This window comes from Pseudonocardia sp., assembly GCF_035305885.1.
Taxonomy (GTDB): Bacteria; Actinomycetota; Actinomycetes; order Mycobacteriales; family Pseudonocardiaceae; genus Pseudonocardia.
The window spans coordinates 1-21,604 of sequence record NZ_DATGOP010000145.1 but is presented as its reverse complement, the minus strand read 5'-3'; the positions used below and the strand labels follow the sequence as shown (position 1 = coordinate 21,604).

The following is a 21,604-nucleotide window of genomic DNA, read 5'->3' as shown; positions in this document are numbered from 1 at the left end:
TCTGCCGTGGAGGACGTGTGAGAACCGACCGCCCGCTACCGGCCGACCGGCTCGATCCGTCGCTGCGCAGCGCGACCGCGAACCTCGGGACCGTCGTGGCGGCGGCGGTGGAGGCCGGTGCGGCGCGCATCGAGCCCTCTCACTTCCTCATCGCGCTGGCCCGGGTGCCGGGGAGCCTGACCGGCCGGCTCTTCGCCGGCGCACGCATCCCGGTCGACGTCTTCGCCACCGCGATGCGCGAGCAGACCCCCGCGGGCGTGGCCGTCGTCGTCGAGCTGTCCTCGGACACCGCGTCGTCCGCCACCCGTCGGTTGATCGACGAGCTCGACGGGCACGACGGTCCGATCGACGAGTCCGCGTTGCTCGCGGCTGCGCTGACCCACCTCGAACCGGCGGCGCGGGAGGTGCTGGAGCACCACGGCGGTGCTGATCTCGCCGAGTGGCGCGCCGTCGCCGAGCGGGGTCCGGTCACGCCGGCCACCGTGTGGCGGTCGGACGGCCGGCTCGACGAGGCGGCGTTCACCCCCGCCGCAGCGCGGGTTCTCGACTCGGCCGTGACGGAGGCGGCCGCCCTGGGCATCCGTTCGCTCAGCACCCTGCTGTTGACCCACGCCATGGCGATTCCCGAGCAGGGCCTGCTCGCGCAGGGCGCCGTGCACGCGCGGTTCGACCTGCGCGACCTGCGGGGGCGGCTGCTGATGCTGCTGCGCGGGGACGGGCGGCGGGGAGCGGCGCCGGAGCGGGTGACGCGCGACGGCGTGGCGCCGGCGTTCCGGCTCGCGCTCGAGCACGCCGCCCGCGTCGCCGCGGCGCGCGGGTCGGCCGTCGTCGCCGAGCAGGACCTGCTCGAGGCCCTGATCGGCGTCCCGGGCAGCCCGGTCAGCGGGGTCCTGCGTGCCAGCGGGGTGGACCTGCCCGCGTTGAAGCGGTTCGCCGCCGACATCTACACCGAGCCGGAGGTGGAGCCCGAGCCCACACCCGAGTCCGTGTCCGAGGCCCTGGAGCGGTTCCAGCGGCAGCTGATCGGCCAGCCCGCGGTGGGCGCGCGGTTGCTGCCCAGGTTGGAGCTGATCAAGCGGGCCGTCCGGCGCGGGTTCCGGATGGGCGACCGGCCGCTGGCGACCTTCCTGTTCTGCGGTCCGAGCGGCACCGGCAAGACGATGACCGCCCGCCTCATCGCCGAGGCGGTGTACGGCTCCACCGACGACCTGATCATGTTCGAGATGGGGCAGTACAACTCCCGGCACGCGATCAGCAACTTCATCGGCGCCCCGCCCGGGTACGTCGGCTTCGGCGAGGGCAAGCTGACCAACGGCCTGGCCCGAACGCCCCGCTGCGTGCTGCTGTTCGACGAGGTCGAGAAGGCCGACCGGCTGGTGCTCGACGCGTTGCTGCGGCTGCTGGACGAGGGCCGCGTGACCGACCCGGCCGGCCCGGTCCGCGACGCCCGGGAGGCCGTCGTCGTGCTCACCTCCAACGTCGGGGCGCGTTGGTTCGCCGCGCTCGGCAGGCGCGCGAGCGGACTCGACGCAGCCCCGTCCGGCCTGCGTGGCGAGCTAGCCGAGAAGCTGGGCAGCGACCTGCTCCCGGACGAGGAGGAGGACGAGGCCGAGGTGTCTCGGCGGCTGCGCAGCGAGCTGGAGCGGTTCCTGCGCCCCGAGTTCCTCAACCGGATCGACGAGACGATCCTGTTCGCTCCGTTCACCCGGGACGACCTGCGGGACATCGCCGAGGCCACGCTGCAGCGGCGGGCCGGCGAGGTCCTCGGTGAGCTGGGCGTGCGGCTGGAGTGGTCGCCCGACGTGTGCGAGCACGTGGTCGAGCAGGCGGTCACCACGCGGGTGGACGAAGCGGCCAGGGGGGTCGTCCGGTGCGCGGACGCCGTGCTCGGCCTCCTCCTGCGGTTCCTCGACGAGGCCGACGACCGCGGCGAGCAACCGACGGCGGCCCGGGTGGTCGTCCGCGACGGCGCGTTGGCGGTGATCGCCGCGCATGGCTGACGAAACCCGTGTGCCGCCCGTCGTGGCCGGCCGTTACGTCGTCCGCGAGCTGATCGGGGCGGGCGCGTTCGGCACGGTGTACCGCGCCGAGCACCGCGTCCTCGACGTACCGCTGCGCTCGGTCGCGCTGAAGCGGTTCGGCAGCGGTGATGCGACGCCGGCCATGCTGCGCGAGGCGTTGAAGATCGAACGCCTCGTCGGCGGGTGCGACGACCCGGTCGTGCGCCACCGGCTGGTCGGTTGCCTCGACGCGGGGGTCGACGAGGACGGGGTGCCGTTCCTCGTGATGGAGCTGGCCGAGGGCAGCCTGGCGGACCGGGTCGTGCGGGACCGCGGCTGGCCCGCCGCGACGGTGCGGTCCTGGCTGCGCGAGATCTGCCAGGGCGTGGGGTTCCTGCACCGGCAAGGCGCGGTGCACCTCGACCTCAAGCCGGCCAACGTGCTGCGCACGGCGAGCGGCTCGCTGAAGATCGGGGACTTCGGGCACGCCGAGCGGATCAACGACCTGCTCCGGTCCGCCCCGATGGGCGGCACGCTCACCCACCAGGCGCCCGAGATCCTCGGCGGGGGCGTGGTCGATGCGCGCGCCGACGTGTACGCGATCGGGATGATCGGCTACCAGCTCCTGACCGGGCGGCTGCCCCACCACCACGAGGTGACGGCCGCCCTGCCGCAGGAGGGCCCCGCCGACGTCGGCGCGTTGCGGCGGATCCGGACCCGGCCGGTTCCGCCGCCCGGGGAACTGGTGCCGAGCATTCGCAACGAGCCGCTCGAGGAGCTCGTCGTGCGCGCGCTCTCGCCGAACAGCGCCGACCGGCCCGACGACGCCACGGTCCTGCTCGAGCTGCTGGACCGGGCGGAGCCGGCCGCGCCCGCGGTCTCGGACCGCGAGCGGGTGCGCGCGCACGTCGGGTTGCTCGAACAGGCCCTGCGGACGGGAGACCTGGCGCACGCCGAGCGCCTCGCGATCGAGGCGGGCGCGCTCGACGACGCCCTGCCCGCGCCCGAACGCGTCGTCGAGCTGTACCCGCTCCTGGTCGACCTGGCTCTGCGCCGCGACGAGGTCGGTCGGGCGAGAGCCGTGGCGAAGCAGGGCCTGGCCGTGGCGAGCTGCCCCGCCACGTGGCGGGCCGCGGCGCGGGCCTTCGCCGGTACGCCGGCCGGGGAGGGGTTCCTGACGATGCTCCGGGCCCGGGAGGGCCGCGCATGACGCACGGAACGGTCGACAACGGCGTCGGCGCGCAGTGGGACGAGCGGGCGTGGGCGGCCCTGCACCGCGACGGCGAGGTACACCCCTGGACCGCCGAGGCCGAGGAGCTGTTCGGCGGGACCCGGCCCTACCCGGGCCCGGACGACCGGGTGCGTCACCACCGCGCGATCTGCCTGCACACGCGCGCTTACGACCTCCAACGCGCCGGCGCGCACGACCGGGCGCTGCCGTACTGGCGGGCGGCGCTGGCGGAGTGGGTGGCGCTGCACGCCTCGGACGCGTTCTGGGACGGCCTCGCCGAGCGGATTCCCCCGGTGGACGCGTGTCCCGTGCCCGCAGAGGAGCTGGCCGCGGTGCGCGACGCCCTTCCCTCGATGCTCCTCGAGGTGCACGTGGCGCTGGCCCGTGAGCTGCGTGGACCGGCGCCGGGCCCGGCCGGGGAGCACGTCGCCCTGATCCGCGATTCGGGTTTCCCCGCCGAGGCGGTGGAACGGGCTCGAGCGGCGCTGGTCGCGGGCCTCGACGGCCGGGTCGCGGCGGCGATCCGGCAGCGGCGGTTCGGCCCGGTCTTCGACGAGGTCGCGGAGTGGTTGCAGCTCGACCCGGCCGGGCCGGCGCCCGCCCGGCTGCTCGTCGTGCTGGCCACCGAGTGGGCGTGGACGTTGCTCGATCGCGACGACGGGTGGTTGCTCGTGCGGAACCTCCTGCGCAGGGTCGACGAGGTGTTGCGGCCCGAGGCCTTCGAATCGGTCCCCGCCGACGACCGGGCCCGCCTGCTGCACTGGCGCGGCGCGCAGCTGCTGTACCCCGAGTGGCCGCCCCGGATCACCGACGACCCCGCCGAGATCCATCGGATCGAGCGGGTCAACCAGCTGGCCGAGCGGTACTTCCGCGACGCGCTCGCCCTCTCGCCCGGCATGCGGCTGCCGCCCTGGGAGGTCGACAAGGACATCGCCAAGTGCCTCGCCAGACAGGCCGAGTGCGCCCACCTCACCGGCCGGGACGCCGAGGCGCGCACGCTGCTCGGGCAGGCGGTGGCGCTGGACCCGGGGTGCGCGTGGGCTGCCGAGCTGATCGACGTTCTCGGCGCGCCGGATCCCCCGACGCGCGACGTCCGCGACGACGTCGCCGAGATCGCGCACCTCGTGGCCGCGGCCCGGACGATGGAGGCGATCGAGCTCCTGGAGCGCCTGGAACGCACCCGGGCCGTCGACCGGCAGGGGCTGGCCGAGCACCCGGCCGTGGCCCGGCTGGCGGCCGCCGTGCGGGCGCATCCCCTCCGCAGGCGGCGCGTCGACGCGGTGTTGGAGCGGCTGCGCGCCGCCGCGGAGCCGGACCCCTTCGTGCCCGCGCGGACCGGCGACGAGGTCCCGTTCGACAACCCGTGGCGCTGGCACCCCGATGCGGACCCGTACCGGGACTCCGCGTTCGGGGTGCTCGGCGTCCGGCCGACCACGGTCCTGCGCAGGGCGCACGCCGTCGCTCGCCGGTCCCGCGCGCGCTTCGGCGAGGTGCGCCACCTGGGCCGGGTGGTCGACGAAGCCGCGATCAACGCCGCCGAGCAGCGGCTGCGCGACCCGGTCGGCCGGGTGTTGGAGACGCTGCGGGTCCACGCCATCCGGGAGCCGAGGTGAGGGGGGAACTGCGATGACGACACCGGCGGAGCGGGTCTTCGCCATCGACGAGCGGGAGCGCGGAGGCGCTCCACCCGGTCGGTCGGCCTACGGCGTGACGTGGGCGGCGCTGCGGGCCCGGTACGCCGCCGAGGACCGGCTCCGCGACGCGCTGTCGGAGACCGAGCGGCGGGACAAGGAGCTGGTCCGCGAGCTCGTCGTCGTGCTGCACAAGCTCCGGGAGTTCGTGGCCGCGAGCGGGCCGAGCATGGCCGCGGCCGGATTGTCCGCCGACGCGGAGCTCGTCGGGGCGCTGGCCGACCGCCTCGCCGGCGCGATCGCCCGACGGGGCGGAACGGTGATCGACCCGGTGGGCCTGCCGTATGCGGACGTGGCCGACCTCGTCGACGTGCTCGACGGCGACGGGCCCTGGGTCACGAAGACCGAGCGGGCGGGGTTGCGCTGGACGGACGGCGAGGTGGTCTGTCGGGCGCAGGTGTTGCTGGGGGGCGAACGGGAGACGGAGGGGGACGAGTGAGCTCGGAGGACATCGGCACCGGGATCGTGGTGGGGATCGACCTCGGCACGACGAACAGCTGTGTGGCCGTGTCCGCCGACGCGGCGATCCCGGACAAGGCGGAGAAGATCGCCGCGGGCCGGCTGCGGCCGGTCAGCGGGGCGTTGGTGATCACCGACCGTTACCGGTCCCCGCTCACGCCGTCGGCGGTGTGGATCGATCGGGACGGCACCCCGGTGGTGGGAGCACGGGCGAAGAACAAGGCCCGGCAGTCGGGTGAACCGCCGCCCGCGATGTTCTTCAAGCGCGACATGAGCGGCTCGCAACCGCTGCGGGCCGGTCACGCGACGATCACCCCGACGGAGGCATCCGCGCACGTCCTGCGCTATCTGCGGGATCTCGCCGAGTCCGTGCTGGACGTGCCCGTGCGCAGGGCGATCATCACGGTCCCGGCGTTCTTCGAGGTGGGGGCGAAGAACGCGACCACCCAGGCCGGGACCGAGGCCGGGTTGGAGGTCGTCGAGACGCTGATCGAGCCGGAGGCCGCGGCGCAGGCCTACCTCGCGAGCCGGGCGGGCGAGCCGGCCGGTGAGGGGGTGTTCCTCGTCTACGACCTGGGAGGCGGCACCTTCGACGCCTCCGTGGTGGAGTGGAACTCCGAGACGTTCGACCACCTGTCGTTCGACGGCGACCGGTTCCTCGGCGGGTACGACTTCGACCAGGCCATCGTCGGGCTGCTCGCCGACAAGACCCCCGGGTACAACCTGAACATCGACGTCTCGGTGCCCGAGCACCGCGCGCTGCTCGGGGCGCTGCTCGCGGAGGCGGAGGACGTCAAGATCGAGCTGTCGCGGTCGCCTGCCGCCGACCTGGTGAAGCAGAACCTCCTCGACTGCGACGGCGAACCGATGATCCTCACGGTGCCGTTCGAGCGGGCCGAGTTCGAGGCGCTGATCGCGCGCCGGATCGAGGGGACGGTCGACAGCTGCGCCTCGGCGCTGGAGAAGGCCGCTCGCAGGCGTCCCGACCTGTCCGCGGAGTCGCTGGACGGGATCGTCCTGGTCGGCGGCTCGTCCCGCATACCGCTCGTGTCGGAGGCGCTGGCCAAGCGGTTCGGGAAGCAACCCGAGCTCGTCGACCCCGATCTGTGCGTGGCGGCGGGCGCCGCGTTGCGCACGGCGTTCGTCGACCGCCGCACCACCCACCTGACGCTCGGGCCGCCGGTGGTGCTGGACGGGCGGGGCGAGATCAACGGGCGCGTGCTCACCGGCGGCGGCCTCGCGGACGCCACGAGTGCGGTGGTGGTGCTGCGCAGCGACGACGGCGAGTACACCGCGCGGGTGCGCCCGGACGCAGGCGGCGGGTTCCGGTTCGCCGACATCCCCGTCACCGAGGACGAGACCGGGGTGACGGTGTCGGTCGAGGTGGACGGCCGCACGGTGGACTCGCACGCCGAGACGCTGCGGGCGGGCCTGGACCAGCCGAGGGGTGGCGCCGTGCTCGCCAACCCCATCTCGGTGAAGGTGCGGTCGGGCCTGCGGACCGTCGCCGAGGAGGGCGACCCGGTCCCGCACCACGTCGAGATCGGGTTGCGCACGGTCAACCAGGGGGTCCTGCTCCCGGTCCCGGTGTACGAGGGCTCGATCCCCATCGGCGAGGTCGTGGTCTCGGACCTGCCCGCGGACACGCCGGTGGGCACCAGGGTCGCGCTGTCGGTGACGATCGGCTCCGACTGGGTGATCGACGTGCACGCCCGGGTCCCGACGGTGGGCCGGGAGGGGCGGGCGACGCTCAACCTGCGCAGCTTCGAGTCCGACTCGTGGGATCGGTTGAAGGACCGCCTCGACTCGGTGCGCGCGTCGTGGGCTGAGAAGCGCAACCTCGTCGACCCCGAGACCCGGATCACGCACGGCCCGCGGATCGAGAAGCTCATCGTGGAGCTGGAGGGGCTCCTCGAACAGCGGCTCGACGCCGCGCAGGCGACCTACCGGATGACCGTGGTCGAGCACCTGATCGAGGGCCTGGCGTTGGGCGCGGGCGCCCACCTGACCCCGTCGTTCGCCGAGTTCGAGGCCAAGATGGCCGACCTCGAGCAGCTGCTCGACCAGCTCGCGAGCCGCGACGCCCAGCGGGCCGCGGAGTTCCGCGCCGAGCTGCCCGCGTTGCGGGCCACCGGCACCGCTGCGTACCGGGCCGAGAGCCAGCTCGACTGGAGCAAGGCCGTCGAGCAGGTGGAGGGGCGCATCTACGCGGTGTGGAACCTCCTCGTCCCACCGGGTGTCCTCGTTCCGTCCGAGGGGCCGTCCGCCGCCACCCTGCGCGTCCAGGTGCTCGCCGAGATCGCCCGCGGCCGCGACCAGCTGCGCGATCGGATGGCGGGCGTCCCCGCGGCGCAGCGCACGCGAGCCCTCGACGACCTCTACCAGAGCCTGCTCACCGAGGCCGACGCGGCGCACGCCGACGTGCACCGGATCGACGTGAACGCCCCGGACGCGACTCGAGCACTGCGCCGGGTGCTCGACGAGCGGGTCGCGCCGTGGCTCGCCCGGGTGGAGACGTTCCCGCCGATCGTCGACGTGGATCCGGAGTAGGTCGGACGTGAACTCCTACAGTTGCCCGCGGTGCCGCGGTCAGCAGGAGCGGCTCGGGGAGCGCTGCGTCCGCTGCGGCGCCGACCTCGCCCCGCTCGCGCGGATCGTCGAGCGAGCCGACGCGGCCCACGACGCTGCGGTGCGGGCGGCCCGAGCCGGCCGCTGGGCCGAGGCGGGGGAGCAGGCGAGCATCGCGTTGGCGCTCGTGCCGGACGACGTCGACACGATCGTGCTGCTCGCCAAGATCACCCACCGACAGGGCCGTCGCAAGCGGTCCGCCGAGTTGTGGGCGCGCGCGGGCGAGCTCGACCCCGGCCGCACGGATGTACCGATCGCGCTCGCCGAGCTCCGCAAGCCGGTGGTCCGGGCACCCGCCCGGCGGGCCAAGAAGAAGCGGAGGGCCGGTGGCCGCTGATCGGGACGAGCCGCGCACCTACCAGCAACACCTCGACGCCGCACGGTCGGCGTGGGAGGCGGGGCAGATCGAGCAGGCGCTCGCCGAGTACGCGGCGGCGGTGTGCCAGCACCCGGAGCGCCCGGCCGGACACCTCGCGTTCGGGCAAGCGCTGCGCGAGTCGGGGCGCGCCGCGGCTGCCCGGCGGGTGCTGGAGCGGGTGGTGCGGCTCGCCCCGCACGACCGCGAGGCCGCGCGGGCGCTGGACGAGCTCGTGGGAACGGCGCGGCCCGGCCACGCCGTCGGCGAGGTGGTGCACGGCACCGACGGGGCCTACCGGGTGCGGAAGGTGGTGCGAGGCGGGTACGGCACGGTCTACGTCGTCGACGCCCAGCCGGACGGGCCGGTGCCGGAAGGTACGTACGCCCTGAAGACCTTCGAGGGTTACCACTCGGACGGGCACGCGGCGTTCGAGAACGAGGCCCGGACGTGGGTGCAGCTCGACCCCCACCCGCACGTCGTCACGGCGCTGTGGGTGGAACGGATCGCGGGCCGCCCGGCGCTGCTGCTCGAATACGTCCCGGGTGAGCTCACCGCGGCGATCCGGCGCGGCGGGCTGCCGCCGGAGCGTGTCCTCGAGCTGGGCATCCAGCTGTGCAGCGGGCTGGCCCACGCCGCTGCATGGCACGGACGGCTGCACGGCGACGTGAAGCCGGCGAACTGCCTGCTCACCGCCGCCGGCGACCTGAAGATCACCGACTTCGGGCTGGCGCAGGCGTTCGGGCCGGTGCAGGCCTCCGTGCCGGAGCTGGCCGAGTTCGGGGCGCGCGTGCAGGCGGTGTACGGGCAGGTGCCGGGCACCCCGGCGTACCGGGCGCCCGAACAGGCCGAACCCGGCGGCGTGCTCGACGCGCGCACCGACGTGTACGCGGTCGGCATCGTGCTGTACGAGATGCTCACCGGTGACCGGCCGAGGGACGGGACACTGGCCCTGCGCCACATCACCGAGAACCCGCCGCCGGCGCCGGACACGCTCACCGAGCTGATCATGACGTGCGTGGCGCGGCGGCCCGACGACCGCCCGCACGACCCGGCGGCGCTGCGGCAACAGCTCGAGCACGTCTACGAGGTCGTCACCGCGAGCCCTGCCCCGGTGATCTCGCCCCCGGCCTTCGACCGGCCCGCGACGCAGGTCCGGCAGGCGGCCTGCCTGGCGCGACTCGGCAGCGCGACAGCGGCCGTGGAGCTGCTGACCACCCTCGTCGCCGAGCGCCCGCAGGACCGTGCCGCTCGCCTGCAGCTCGGGATCGCGCTCACCACGGCCGGGCGGTACCAGGAGGCGGAGCGGGTCCTCGCCGCGTTGACCGGGTCCGACCCCGACTCGGTCCCGGCGCTGGTGGCCCACGGCGGGGCGCTGGTGGCGGCCGGTCGGGCCGGCGAGGCCGTCGAGCGGCTGCGCCGCGCCGTCGCGCTGCAGCCGCGGGCCCGTGCGGCACAACGAGGTCTGGGGGAGGCCCTGCTCGCAGCGGGACGTCCCGCGGAGGCGTGCGAGCCGCTGGCCGCCGCGCTGACCATCGACCCCCACGACGAGCGGGCCTACGCGATGCGGGCCGCCGCCAACGCGGCTCAGGGCCGGTGCGCGGAGGCGCTCGACGACGCGACGAGGGCGCTGGAACTGGACCCCACCTCGGTCACAGCCGCGGGCGCGCGCGCCCAGGCGCTCGTGGGCCTCGGAAGGCCGGCCGAAGCGCTCGAGTCGTTCGACGCCCTCCCTCCCGGCGCGGTCGATCAGCCGTGCCTGCGGGTGGCGCTCGCGCAGGCGCTGCGCGGCGTCGGTCGCCACACCCGGGCACTCGACGAGCTCACGCGGGTCCCGCGGGACCGGCTCGGCGAACGGGGCATCGCCGAGATGATCGAGCTGCTGCGCATGATGGGCAGGCACGAGGAGGCCGATGCCGTGCGGGCGGAGCGGCGCCCGCACACCCCGCCGCCCGCCCGGACGGTGGACCGCCCGACCGCCGCGTCGTCCCCGTCCACCGGACCCGCGGAGGGGCCCTCCCCAGCCGTCTTGCTCTGCTGGGAGCTCGCCGACGTCGAGTGCCAGGCAGGCGGGGCCGCGGAGATCGAGCCGGCACACCTGCTCATGGCGGGCGCGAAGCTGGCCGACGCCCGGTTGGACACCGAGAACTCCGCCCTCGCCCCCGACGTCGCGGCTGCCCTCGAGAGCGAGGTCGCCGAGGTCAGGGCCCTCTTCCGGGACAGCGGCGTCGACTCGACCCGGCTGCGCCGCGCGCTGCGCCGGCGCGAGGCCCGCGGCACGCCCCGCAGGTCGGGGCGGTCGCACCGGTCGCCCGCCGCGCGCCGGGTCTTCGCCCGCGCAGCGGCGCGGGCGGCGCGGGACGGCGTCCCGATGCGCCTCTGGCACCTCGTGCGCGCCGCGTTGCTCACGCTCGTCGACGACCGGCCCCGCGACCCGCACGCGGCCCTGGTCGTCCTCGACCGGGGCCTCGAGCCCGCAGCCGCAACGGGACGGTTCACGACGACGGTGCTCGACGCGATCGGCCGCGACCTGACCGCGCTGGCGAAGGCGGGGCGGCTCGGACCGGTCATCGGCCGCGACGCCGAGGTCCGCAGGCTCGCGGTGGTGCTGGCCACGGCGCGCAAACCGAACGCGATGCTCGTCGGCGAGCCGGGCGTCGGGAAGACGGCGGTGGTGGAGGCGCTCGCCCTCGCGGTGGTGGGCGACAACCCGCCGAGCGCGCTCGCCGGGCGTCGCATCGTCGAGCTGCCCATGGCTGCGCTGGTGGCGGGCACCACCTATCGGGGCGACTTCGAGCAGCGGCTCAGGGCCGCCATCGACGAGGCCGCGGCGGCCGGAGTCGTCCTGTTCGTGGACGAGGCGCACACCATCCTGGGTGCGGGTGGGGGGCGCGGGGCGATCGACGCTGCGCAGATCCTCAAGCCCGCATTGGCCCGTGGCGCCATCCAGATGATCGGTGCCACCACCGAGAAGGAGTACCGCGCGCACGTGGAGACCGACGGCGCACTCGCGCGTCGGTTCCAACTGGTCCGGGTGTCCGAGCCGACGCCGGCGGACACCCGCGTCATCCTGGACGGTCTGCGCGGGCGGCTCGAGGAGCACCACCGCGTCGTGATCGGGGACGACGCCCGCGACGCCGCCGTCCGGCTCACCGGGACCCACCTGCCCGACCTGCGGCTGCCGGACAAGGCGATCGACCTGCTCGACACCGCGTGCGCAGAGGTGTCGTCGCACGGCGGGGGCGGCCCCGACGACGTCCCCGTGGTGACCGCCGACGACGTCGCGGCGGCACTCGCGGCCCGGCTCGACGTCCCGCCGGATCGCGTGCGTGGCGGATCGGCCGGAGTACTGGCAGGTCTCGCCGACGGGCTCGCCGCGCGGGTGATCGGCCAAGACGCCGCGGTCGCCGCGGTCACCAGGACGGTCCGGGCTGCCCGCGCCGGGCTGACGCGCGGCGCGTGCTGTTCGATGCTGCTGGCCGGGCCGCCGGGCTGCGGCAAGACCCTGCTGGCCACCGCCCTCGCCGACGCGCTCGCTGCCGAGGGCGTTCGGCTGGTCCGGATCCCGATGAGCGACTACGGCGAGGCCGCATCGCACTTCGGGCTCCTCGGCACGCCCGCCGGGTATCGCGACCACGACGAGGACGGGACGCTCGTCGGACCCGTCCGGCGGCACCCGCACAGCGTGGTGCTGCTCGACGACGTCGACCGCGCCCACCCGAAGGTGCGGGAGGCACTGCTGCCGATCTTCGCCGACGGCGTGCTCACGACGCGGGCCGGGCTGCGGGTTTCGTTCGCCGACGCGATCGTGGTGTGCACGGCGAGCACCGCGGCGGGCGGGTCGACGCTCGGGTTCGGCGCAGCGGGCCACGGGGCGGCGTCTCGGGCCGACGACGCGGTGCGGGCGGCGGTGGGGTCGGTGTTCGCAGACCACATCGGCACCGTGGTGCACCTGCAACCGCTCGAGCGGACCGCGCTGGCGGCGATCGTCGAACGCGGGCTGGACGACCTGTGCGGCCGCCTTCCCGAGCACGAGCTCGTCGTGTCCGAGGCCGCTCGCGACCTGCTCGTGCGAGGCGCGACCGACGGGCGGTCGGCGGCCGGGGTCGTCGAGTCGGAGGTGACCGCCCTGGTGGCGGACGGCCTGACGTCGGGCCGGTTCGACGGCGCCCGCCGGATCCTGGTCGACGTCGACGGCGGAGCGCTGGTCGCACGGACGGATCACGAGACATGACCGGGGCGAACTCGCTCGACGACCTGACGGAGGGTGCGCTCGCGGTGTGGCGGCTCGCCGCGGCGGCCGCCGAGCGGGCCGGGGTCGTCGCCATCGAACCGATCCACCTGCTCATCGGGGCGTGCCGGTTCGCGGCGGGCGATGCCGCGGTGGCGCCGGCGGAGGCCGACGCGGTGCGCGCTCGGTTCGCGGCGGCAGGGGTCGACCCGGCGAACTACGCGCACCGCCTGGTCCGGTTGACTGGCTCGGCCACGCGGCTCTTCGGTGCCGACGGCGGGCGGCCGGAGCTGAGCGCCGCAGCGCAGGCGCAGCTCAGCCGGGCCCGCGGTGCCGTCCGGTCCGCGTACCCCGGCGGGCGCACCGGCGCGGACGATCTGCTGCAGAGCCTGCTCGCCGCGCCGGACCCGCCCTGGGTGCGCGTGCTCGCCGATCTCGCGGGACCGCAGGCGCTGGAGCGGCTGCGGTCCGCGGCCGGGTCGGGGCCCACCGTGCTGACCTCGCCGCACGTCCGCCTCGACGTGCACGACGGCTCGCGACCCGTCCGGACGGTCCGGTTCACCGGACCGGCCCGGTGGGTCGTCGGCCGGTCGCCGAACGCGGACCTGCAGCTGCACGACGCCGCGGTCGCCCCGCAACACTGTCTTCTCGAGATCGATCCGCCGGGGGCGTGGGTTCACGACCTGGGCGCCCCGGCCGGCACGCGCGTGGGCCCCCGGCGCGTGCAGCGGCACCGCCTGGCCGACGGCGACCGCATCCGGGTCGGGGGCGCGACGATCGACGTGGCCGTCGCCGTGCCGCCGTGCCCGGTCTGCGGGGGTGCGTCGGCGGCCGGGGGCCCGTGCGAGCGGTGCGCTCCCGCGCCGGCCCCGCCGCCGCGCAACCGGCCCGGCGGCACCCGGCTGCTGGCGACCTGCCCGGTCTGCACCGATCCCGTCGGCGCGCCAGGCCCCGACTCGGTCTGCGAGGCGTGTGCGGGCGACCCGGTGCGGCTGGTCGAGATGATCGACACGCGGCTGGAATGCGGGCAGCAGGTGACCGGGGTGTTCGGCGGCTACACCGTCGAGGGGCTGCTCGGCCGGGGCGGGATGGGGGCGGTGTACGCGGCCTCCAGGCCGCGTACCGGCACCCGGGTGGCGCTGAAGCTGATGCTGCCGCACGGTGCGGACGAGCAGCGGTTCGTCCGGGAGGCCCGGCTCGCCGAGACGCTCCGCCACCGGCACGTCGTCCAGCAGCTGGAGAGCGGTCGCTGGCACGGCGTGTTCTACATCGTCACCCAGCTCTGCGAGGGCGGCTCCGTCGCCGACCTGATGCGGCGCGCGGGTCGGCCGCTGGACGTGCGCCGGGCCGTCCTGATCACGGCCCAGGCGCTCGACGGACTGGCCTACGCGCACAGCGTTCCGGTGCCCGTGCACCTCGCGGGCGGCGGCGTGGTGGTCGCCACCGGGCTGGTCCACCGGGACATCAGCCCGGGCAACCTGCTGTTCACGGGCGGGGTCGTGAAACTCGCGGACTTCGGGCTGGCCAAGGCGTTCGAGACGGCGGGGCGCAGCGGTGTGACGTCGGAGGGGACCGTCGGCGGGAAGGCGCGCTTCGTGCCGCGGCAGCAGGTCACCGGGTTCAAGCAGGCGCGGCCGGAGGTCGACGTGTGGTCGACCGCCGCCTGCCTGTACCACATGCTGACCTGCGAGTACCCGCGGACGTTCGGCGAGCCGCAGTACGACTGGGCCGTGGTCATGGGCACCGCGCCGGTTCCGATCCGGGAACGCAACCCGGACGTCCCGGCCGCCCTCGCCGCGGTGATCGACCGGGCGTTGGTGGACGACCCGGTCATCGAGATGGGCGATGCAGCCGAACTGCGCGCCGCCTTGCTGGAGGCCTTGTGAGGGCGGGGGCGTCGACCCGGCGCCACGCGTTCGCGACGATGCCGGGGCCGGGAAGGCGGGGCAACGACGACCGGGTCGCCGCGGATGACACCTCCGCGACCTACGTCGTCGCGGACGGGATGGGATCGGCCCGCCACGGCGCCTGGTCGGCCGGGTTCGTGGTCGAGCGGCTGCCGGCGCTGCTCGCGGCTGCAGGCGATCCCGCGGACCGCGACCAGGTCGCCGCGGTCGTGCGCGAGCTCAGCGACGATCTTCGGGCTCGGGCGGGCAACCGCCTCGGCGGCATAGGCTCGACCGTCGTCGCCGCCGTCGTCCGCGGTGCCGCGGCCACGATCGCCCACGTCGGCGACAGCCGCGCCTACCTCGCCCGCCGGGGCGGTCTGACCCGGCTCACCACGGACCACGCGTTGGGCGAGTCGTTGGTGGCGGCCGGTGTCATGGACGCGGACGAGGCAGCGCGCCTGCCTGGCCGGGCGCGACTGACGCAGCACCTCGGCATGCCGGAGCGGGTCGAGCCCGCGGTGCGCACCGTCCGCCTGTCCCCGGCCGACCGGCTGCTGCTGTGCACCGACGGACTGACGTCGGTGCTGGACGATGCGGCCATCGCCGCGGTGCTCGGCTCGGTGCCGAACGGGGAGCCGAGCCGGTGCTGCTCCGCGCTGATGGCCGCGGCGGTCGCGCGCGGGCTGGTCGACGACACGACGGTGCTGATCATCGGTTGATCCCGGGACGAGAACGGGATTGCGAAATGCCCGGTCCGGTGATGACCGGCTGCCCGCGCGGATCGCGGAAGCGCAGGTGGTAGATCGCCGGCGTCAGCATGGTCTGCGGGAACGGCCAGCGCACCGGCACCCCGAACCCGCAGAGCGCCCGGGCGACGAACGTGCCGTGGCTGCCCACCAGCACCCGTTCGGCCGGGTGCTGGTGGGCGAGCGCGCGGAGGGCGGCGACGGCGCGGCGGGTGAGCTCTTCCAGGCTCTCGCCGCGCTCACGGGCGAACGACGGGTCGACCCAGCTGCGCTCGTAGTGGGGCGCCCAGTCGTCGGTGAACGGCAGTCCGTCGTCCCACTCGCGCAGCTCCCAGCCGGTCTGCACCTCGAGCCCGAGCGCCGCGGCCGTCGGCTCGAGCGTCTCGACCGCCCGCCGGTACGGGCTCGACCAGATCGCCGCGGGCCGCAGCGCGCGCAGCGGGCCGACCAGCGCCGCTGCGTCGCGCCGCCCGCGCGCGGTGAGCGCCCTGCCCTCGTCGGGGGCCTCGGCGGTCCGGGGCTCCGCCGCGGCGTGCCGGACCAGCACCAGCTCGGCGGGTGCGTTCACCCGCGGGCGGTGAACGCGGCGACGTGGTCGCGCACGAAGTCGGCGAACCGCCGCGGCGGGCGGCCGAGGACGTCCTCGACGTCGCTCGTCGTGTAGGCGCCGAACCCGGAGCCCAGCGCCCGGCCGTACTCGACGAGCATCCCGGCGGACCAGGGCGAGATGCCGCTCGCCACCATGCCCGCGCGCGCCTCCTCCTCGCTCGCCGCGACGTAGCTGACCTCCCGGCCGAGCGCCTGGCCGAGCTGCTCGGCGGCCTCGGCGAAGGTCAGGATCTCGGGCCCGGACGGGGTGTAGACCTTGCCGTGGTGGCGCTGCGGGTCGGCGAGCAGCACGGTGGCGGCGACCTCGGCGACGTCGCGGACGTCGACCGTGCCGAGCCTGCCGTCGCCCATGTTCAAGGAGAAGACGCCCTCTGCCGCGATGCGGTCGGCCTGCCAGAGCAGGTTCTGCATGAACGCGTGCGGGCGCAGGATCGTCCAAGCCAGGCCGGACGCCTGCAGCTCGCGGTCGGACGCGTGCAGGCGTCCGTTGCGGGTCGGGACGTTGTGGTCGGCGCCGATCGCCGACATGCGCACCACCCGCTCCACGCCGGCCTGCCGGGCGGCCCACACCGCGTTCACGCTGTGCTCGGGCGCCCGCGGGTCCATCGGGGTCAACAGCCACAGGTCGGTCACCCCCTTGAAGGCGGGCGGGAGCGACTCGGGGTCGCCGAGGTCGCCGACGACGACCTCGACGCCGCGTCGCGCGAGCCCGCTCGCCCGGGACGCGTCGCGGACCAGCGCGCGCAGCGTGAGCGGGGCGCCCTCGAGCGCGGTGATCAGCGCGCTCGACACGCTGCCGGTCGCGCCGGTGATCAGGACGGTGCGGTTCATGGCTGTCCTCCCGTGGTTCGGTCCGTCCTGAGGCGCTCGGCTACGTCGAACGCTGGCCCGATCCGGCCGACCGGCGCGCCAAGCTCGTGGTGCCCACCGAGCGCGGCCTCGACGAGCAGCACCACGCCGACGAGATCATCGCCGAGATCGAGCGCCGGTTCGCCGCGACGCTGGGGGAGGAGGCCTACGCGCAGTTGCGGCACGCCTTGATGACGATCACCGATCCGGCGGCGTCGGGCGCGCTGCCGAGGCCCGTCGACGCGGACTGAACAAAACCCCGGGGGCGAGGCCCGTCAGTCGGCGGCGCCGGGTCGGGTCTCGATCCTGACCGTGACGGTCCGGTTGGCCGTACGCGACTCGGGCGAGGTGTTGGGGAACGGTGCCCGGTCCTGCCCCGCCGTGGCGATCGCGATCGACTCCAGGGGCTGCCCGGTGGCCTCGGCCAGGCGGCGGGCGGCCGCGAGTCCCCGGGCGAGCGCCAGCGATTCGTTGTCCGGGAACGCGGCGCCAGGGCGGAGCTGGGTGTCGTCGGTGTGGCCGACGACCCTGACGGCGATCCGGTCGAGGTGCGGCGCCAGCCGGCGGCCGAGCTCGGCGATCGTCGCCTCGCCGTCCGGGCTCAGCTGTGCGCCCTCGCCCCCGAACGGTGAACCGGGGAGTGCGACGACGAGGCCATCGGCGTCCCTGCGCACGAGGTAGCCGGGCTCGGCGGTCAGGTCCGCCTGGACCGTGCCGAGCGCGTCCCCCGGCGTCACGGCGCCCTCGATGCGGTCGAGGCGCCGCACGATCTCGCCCTGCTGCGCCCGGACCTCCGCGAGCTCGCCGGCCGGGTCCTGCGCCAGCCGCGGGAACGCCACGAGGACGACTGCGACGGCGAGCAGCACCGCCGCGACAACCGCGGCGAGGCCGGTCCACCACCCGGCCCGCCGTCGCGGAGCGCGTCGGGACCGCTCGGCCGCGATGCGGTCGCGCTCGGCGCGGAACGCGTCGCCCCCGCTCAGCTCGGCAGCCCGGCGCCACGCGGACTCGGCGGCGTCGTAGTCGCCGAGCTGGGCGCGGATGCGGGCGGTCAGGTCGAGTCGGGCCACCGTCGGCGGCCCGGGCACGGCGGCCAGGGCGGAGAGCGCCCCCGCGTGGTCGCCGGACCGGGCCAGCTCGGCCGCTCGGGCCACCGCCAGCTCGTCGGTGAGCTGTTGCAGCGCGGTCCGCGCCTCGTCGGGCGCGGTCATCGGGCCCGCACGGTCGCGCCGTGCCCCGCGTCACCGGGCGCGCTGGGCATGCGCGGCCGCGCGCTCTCGGGCAAGAGCTGGACCAGGGCCGCGTTGATCGCGGCAAGCTGCTCGTTGTCGCCGCGGGCCAGCGCCTCCTGTCCGATCGCGATGAGCGAGCGCGCCCGGGCCGGATCGGTCATGAACCCGACGGCGGTCGTGAGCTCCCGGAACACCCTCGGGTGGAGCTGGCCGCCGCGGTTCAGCACGTCGAACTGGAGCTGTTGCAGCTCCTCGGCCTGGCGGCGCAGGGCGACGACGTCGTTCGCCGCGCTCGCGCGTTCGATCTCCGCGTCGATCGCCCTGAGCTTCTCGCGGCCGATGGCATCGTCGTTCTGGCCGATCGCGGCCACCGTCGCCGCCCGCACCTCGTCCACCTTCGCCCGTTCCTCCGGAAGGATCAGCGCGTCCTCGGCGGCGTCCAGCTGGGCCTCGTACTCGTGGAGCCGGTCGTCGAGCGCCTGGCGGTCCGGTTCTGCGACGGCCCCGGTCGTGCCGAGGCGCGCCAGCTCCTCGGTCGCCCCGCTGCTGTCCAACCGCCGGATCATCTCCCGGGGTTCGGGGGACACCGCGTTGTCCGCACGCAGGTGCAGCTCGCGCCGGCGCTCCTCCGCCTCGCGCATCCGTTCGCGCAGGTCGTCCATGTCCGGGACGGACGGCTTCGGTACCGAGGTGTCCCAGAACCCGTCCAGCAGCGGCACGTAGGCCGACGCCGTCACCTGCTCCGCGGTGATCTCCACGGTGACCTCGACGGGGGTGCCGATCGGCACGTCACGGGTGACGTCGTTGGGGGTGATGACGATCGTGCCGACGTTGGCGTTGCGGTCGGCCCGGTCCCGCTCGCCCTCCACGATCGGGATGCGGATCTCGCCGCCGCCGGCTCGGGACACGTGCTCGGTCGTGCGGACCTCGTGCGTCGTGCTGATCTTCGACTTCGGGTCGAGCACGGCGCCCTTGCGCGCGGACCACATGACGGTGTTGTCGGCCATCGCGAGCCCGATCGACCGGCGCAGGGTCTCGGTGTTCTCCAGGACGGGTCCGCTCGTGTGGCGGTAGGTCGCGGTGTCGGGCTGGATCGGGACGGCCGTTCCGCGCGGGTCGAAGAGCTCGATGCGGAACTGCGTCGTGGTGTCCGGCTGGGCGAAGACCTCCGTGAAGAAGTTGCCGTCGGCGGCCAGTGGCACCAGCGGGCCGGTCCACGGCCGGGCCTCGGACGGGTCGACGAACCGGATCTGGTAGCCGGTCCAGTCCCGCGCGGACGCGGCGCGCACCGTGCCCCCCATCGGGGGCTGCAGGTCGTCGCTGCGCAGCTCGTAGCGCAGGTCCACGACGACCTCGTCGGCGGTCGGCTGCCGGGTCGTCGTCTCCTTGGGTCGGCTGGCCGCGTACAGGGCCGCGCCCCGCGCGACGACCGTGATGGGGTCGAGGCTGCCGTCGATCTCGATGCCGAGCCCGGCCTCCGGGTCGGCGATCAGCTCCTTCACCGCGGGCGCCAGCGTGGCGCCCCCGACGAGGAGCACCTTGTCGACGTCGGCGGGCTGCACACCGGCCTCGGCGAGGGTCTTCCGGCACAGCTCGATCGTGCGCCGGTAGTAGCGCATGGCGATGTCGTGCAGCTGCCCCGCGGTGAGGGAGGCCTCGAAGTTGAGGGTCGCGCCGTCGAGGTCGTTCAGCACCACGTCGCTGTAGGCGGTGTCGTGCACCGACAGGTCGATCTTCAGCTGCTCGGCGGCGATCTTGAGCTTCTGCACGTTCGCCCGCCACCGCGGGTCCATGTCGTCGGCGCGGCGGAACCCGGCCAGTCCGAACTCCTCGGCCGCGGCGGGCATCAGGACCTCGTCGACGATGTCCCAGTCGATCCGGGTGCCGCCGAGGTGGTTGTCACCTGCGTGGTTCACGATCGTCGACTGGCCGTCCTCCAGCCGCACGAGGGCCGCGTCGAACGTGCCGCCGCCCAGGTCGTAGACCAGCCAGAACGCGCGCTCGGTCGCGTAATGGCTGCTGTAGGCGAACGCCGCGGCGATGGGTTCCTGGAGCAGCTCCGCGGTGTCGAAACCGGCCATCCGGGCGGCCGAGATCGTGTCGGACCGCTGCGACGCCTCGAACGCCGCCGGGACGGTGATGACCGCGGCGTCGACCGGTTCGCGCAGGTGTCCCTCCGCGGACTGGCGCAGCGTCTTCAGCACCTCCGCGGACAGCTCAGGAGCGGTCATGGTGCGCCCGCTGGCGGCGAACGTCTTGCGCCATCCCTCGAAGCCCATGAACCGCTTGAACTCGGCCTGCGCGTTATCCGGGTCGGACTCGATCCGCTCCTTGGCACGTCGCCCGACGTACACCTCGCCCGCCTTGCGCACCGCGACCGCCGAGGGCGTGAACTCCTCGTTCAGGTTGTTGCGCACGATCTGGGGTTCGTTCGGTCCCATCACCGCGATGCAGCTGGTGGTGGTCCCGAGGTCGATGCCGACGTCGATCGTCTGGCGCGTCATTCCTTACTTGTCCTCCACTGGATAGCCGACGACGACCTCGCCGGTCCGGATGACCTTCCCCGAGCGCAGGATCGACGGGGACACGGTCTGCACCACCGTGTCCCGGGACAGCCCCGGGCGGGGCTCGCGCGCCACGACCTCGAGGGCCAGCCCGTCGTCGTGCGGCTCGTCGTCGTGCTCGTGCACGGTGATCCCCGCGTTGGCGAGCCCCTTCCACGCGGTCTCGACGTGTCGACGCAGCTGGCGGGTCAGCTGCGACGTCCCGGCGGGGTCCTCGGACTCGAACCGGCGCTGGGCCCGCCACAGGCCGAGCGCGGCCTCGGCGAGCGCCCCGTCGTCGGACGGTTCCGCGGGCCTGTCCGCGAGGGTGGCGAGGGCCGTCGCCACGCGCTCGTAGTCGCGCTGCACCCCGTCCGGCCAGATCGGGCGGGCGATGCGGAACTCAGGGGGGTAGCGCCGCTGCCTGCGGTTCCGCCACCACGCCCGCAACCCGTTCTCCTCCATGGGACTCCTCACCACGCTTGCCGCCGAGCGGAACGCACCGCCGCCCGGCCCATCGCCACCAGTACGACCAGCGCCACGGCCACGCAGATCACCGTCGTGCCGACACCGATCGTCCGGATCCCCGTGACGATCCCGACGGCGGCCGGCGTGAGCAGGACCCCGATCGGGAATCAGCCCGTCCAGCGGCTCGTGGCGAACGCCGAGGTAGGCCGCGACGGTGACCACCGCCAGCCCGATGGCCACGACGAACGCGGGCCAGCCATCGTCGCCGGCGAACCACGACGCGCCGACGTACGTGGTGAGCGCACACCCGCGGCTCACGGTCCAGCCCTCGACGGCGTCGAGGTGCACCGCGCCCTCGAGGAGGGTCGCGACACCGACACCGACACCGACGCCGACGAGCAAGAGCCCGCTGTGGCCCGTGCCCCACAGCTTGGTGGTGCCTCCCGGCCAGAGCCCGCCCCGCGGCAGGCGGCCGAGGATCGTCAGCGCCGCTCCGACGGCCGGGCAGGAAGACGGGTCGGTGCGCCGGGGGGCGAAGAGTTCCTGGACGATTCGCTGGTGCGGGTCTCGTTGGAGGTCGTCGAGCATCCTCTCGACCTCGGGGGTGAGGGTGCCCGCGGCGTGGGCCCGGGCGCGGTAGCGCCGGATGTCCTTGCTGGTCGCGTCGACGGCC

16 protein-coding genes are annotated in these 21,604 nt (G+C 74.9%); 11 read left to right on the top strand and 5 right to left on the bottom strand.

Features of this window, described 5'->3' with window-relative positions:
* Positions 1 to 17: 17 nt before the first annotated feature.
* From VKZ81_RS32435 to VKZ81_RS32395, 9 genes are read left to right on the top strand one after another with little or no spacing between them, the layout of a single operon-like run.
* The gene (locus VKZ81_RS32435; protein WP_324245572.1) at positions 18 to 2,000 is read left to right on the top strand and encodes an AAA family ATPase; all 1,983 of its coding nucleotides are present in this window, start codon (positions 18 to 20) and stop codon (positions 1,998 to 2,000) included.
* The gene (locus VKZ81_RS32430; protein ID WP_324245571.1) at positions 1,993 to 3,210 is read left to right on the top strand and encodes a serine/threonine-protein kinase; all 1,218 of its coding nucleotides are present in this window, start codon (positions 1,993 to 1,995) and stop codon (positions 3,208 to 3,210) included. Before VKZ81_RS32435 ends, VKZ81_RS32430 begins: the two co-directional genes overlap by 8 nt.
* Positions 3,207 to 4,844, top strand: coding sequence for a hypothetical protein (locus tag VKZ81_RS32425; protein WP_324245570.1), 1,638 nt, complete (start codon positions 3,207 to 3,209; stop codon positions 4,842 to 4,844). Before VKZ81_RS32430 ends, VKZ81_RS32425 begins: the two co-directional genes overlap by 4 nt.
* Positions 4,845 to 4,857: 13 nt before the next feature.
* Positions 4,858 to 5,361 carry a hypothetical protein gene (locus VKZ81_RS32420; protein WP_324245569.1) on the top strand — a complete coding sequence of 168 codons (504 nt, stop codon included), beginning with the start codon at positions 4,858 to 4,860 and terminating at the stop codon, positions 5,359 to 5,361.
* Positions 5,358 to 7,931 carry an Hsp70 family protein gene (locus VKZ81_RS32415; RefSeq protein WP_324245568.1) on the top strand — a complete coding sequence of 858 codons (2,574 nt, stop codon included), beginning with the start codon at positions 5,358 to 5,360 and terminating at the stop codon, positions 7,929 to 7,931. The genes VKZ81_RS32420 and VKZ81_RS32415 overlap by 4 nt, the downstream gene beginning before the upstream one ends.
* Before the next feature lie 7 nt (positions 7,932 to 7,938).
* Complete coding sequence (locus tag VKZ81_RS32410; RefSeq protein ID WP_324245567.1) at positions 7,939 to 8,346, top strand: tetratricopeptide repeat protein; 408 nt, start codon at positions 7,939 to 7,941, stop codon at positions 8,344 to 8,346.
* Entirely contained in the window at positions 8,336 to 12,598 is a 4,263-nt protein-coding gene (locus VKZ81_RS32405) for a tetratricopeptide repeat protein (protein ID WP_324245566.1), read from the top strand. Before VKZ81_RS32410 ends, VKZ81_RS32405 begins: the two co-directional genes overlap by 11 nt.
* Positions 12,595 to 14,481: an FHA domain-containing serine/threonine-protein kinase gene (locus VKZ81_RS32400; RefSeq protein ID WP_324245565.1), complete on the top strand. Its 1,887-nt coding sequence runs from the start codon at positions 12,595 to 12,597 to the stop codon at positions 14,479 to 14,481. The genes VKZ81_RS32405 and VKZ81_RS32400 overlap by 4 nt, the downstream gene beginning before the upstream one ends.
* A gap of 38 nt (positions 14,482 to 14,519) precedes the next feature.
* Positions 14,520 to 15,203, top strand: a complete 684-nt coding sequence (locus VKZ81_RS32395) for a PP2C family protein-serine/threonine phosphatase (protein ID WP_324245564.1) — start codon at positions 14,520 to 14,522, stop codon at positions 15,201 to 15,203.
* Here the strand turns inward: VKZ81_RS32395 and VKZ81_RS32390 are convergent.
* Both VKZ81_RS32390 and VKZ81_RS32385 read right to left on the bottom strand, forming a co-directional pair.
* Positions 15,193 to 15,798, bottom strand: coding sequence for a histidine phosphatase family protein (locus VKZ81_RS32390; protein ID WP_324245563.1), 606 nt, complete (start codon positions 15,796 to 15,798; stop codon positions 15,193 to 15,195). The genes VKZ81_RS32395 and VKZ81_RS32390 overlap by 11 nt on opposite strands.
* Complete coding sequence (locus tag VKZ81_RS32385; RefSeq protein WP_324245562.1) at positions 15,795 to 16,670, bottom strand: SDR family oxidoreductase; 876 nt, start codon at positions 16,668 to 16,670, stop codon at positions 15,795 to 15,797. The genes VKZ81_RS32390 and VKZ81_RS32385 overlap by 4 nt, the downstream gene beginning before the upstream one ends.
* An 89-nt stretch (positions 16,671 to 16,759) precedes the next feature.
* On the opposite strand from VKZ81_RS32385, the gene VKZ81_RS32380 reads away from it, so the two are divergent.
* Positions 16,760 to 16,939: a hypothetical protein gene (locus VKZ81_RS32380; RefSeq protein ID WP_324245561.1), complete on the top strand. Its 180-nt coding sequence runs from the start codon at positions 16,760 to 16,762 to the stop codon at positions 16,937 to 16,939.
* Between the two features lie 24 nt (positions 16,940 to 16,963).
* On the opposite strand, the gene VKZ81_RS32375 is transcribed toward VKZ81_RS32380, so the two are convergent.
* From VKZ81_RS32375 to VKZ81_RS32365, 3 genes are read right to left on the bottom strand one after another with little or no spacing between them, the layout of a single operon-like run.
* Positions 16,964 to 17,899, bottom strand: coding sequence for an OmpA family protein (locus VKZ81_RS32375; RefSeq protein ID WP_324245560.1), 936 nt, complete (start codon positions 17,897 to 17,899; stop codon positions 16,964 to 16,966).
* The gene (locus VKZ81_RS32370) at positions 17,896 to 20,424 is read right to left on the bottom strand and encodes an Hsp70 family protein (RefSeq protein WP_324245559.1); all 2,529 of its coding nucleotides are present in this window, start codon (positions 20,422 to 20,424) and stop codon (positions 17,896 to 17,898) included. The genes VKZ81_RS32375 and VKZ81_RS32370 overlap by 4 nt, the downstream gene beginning before the upstream one ends.
* A gap of 3 nt (positions 20,425 to 20,427) precedes the next feature.
* Positions 20,428 to 20,928 carry a hypothetical protein gene (locus VKZ81_RS32365; RefSeq protein ID WP_324245558.1) on the bottom strand — a complete coding sequence of 167 codons (501 nt, stop codon included), beginning with the start codon at positions 20,926 to 20,928 and terminating at the stop codon, positions 20,428 to 20,430.
* A 96-nt stretch (positions 20,929 to 21,024) separates the two neighbouring features.
* Between VKZ81_RS32365 and VKZ81_RS32360 the strand changes: the two genes are divergently transcribed.
* Positions 21,025 to 21,604 (top strand): hypothetical protein (locus VKZ81_RS32360; RefSeq protein ID WP_324245557.1); only part of this gene is annotated, 580 nt, incomplete at its 3' end.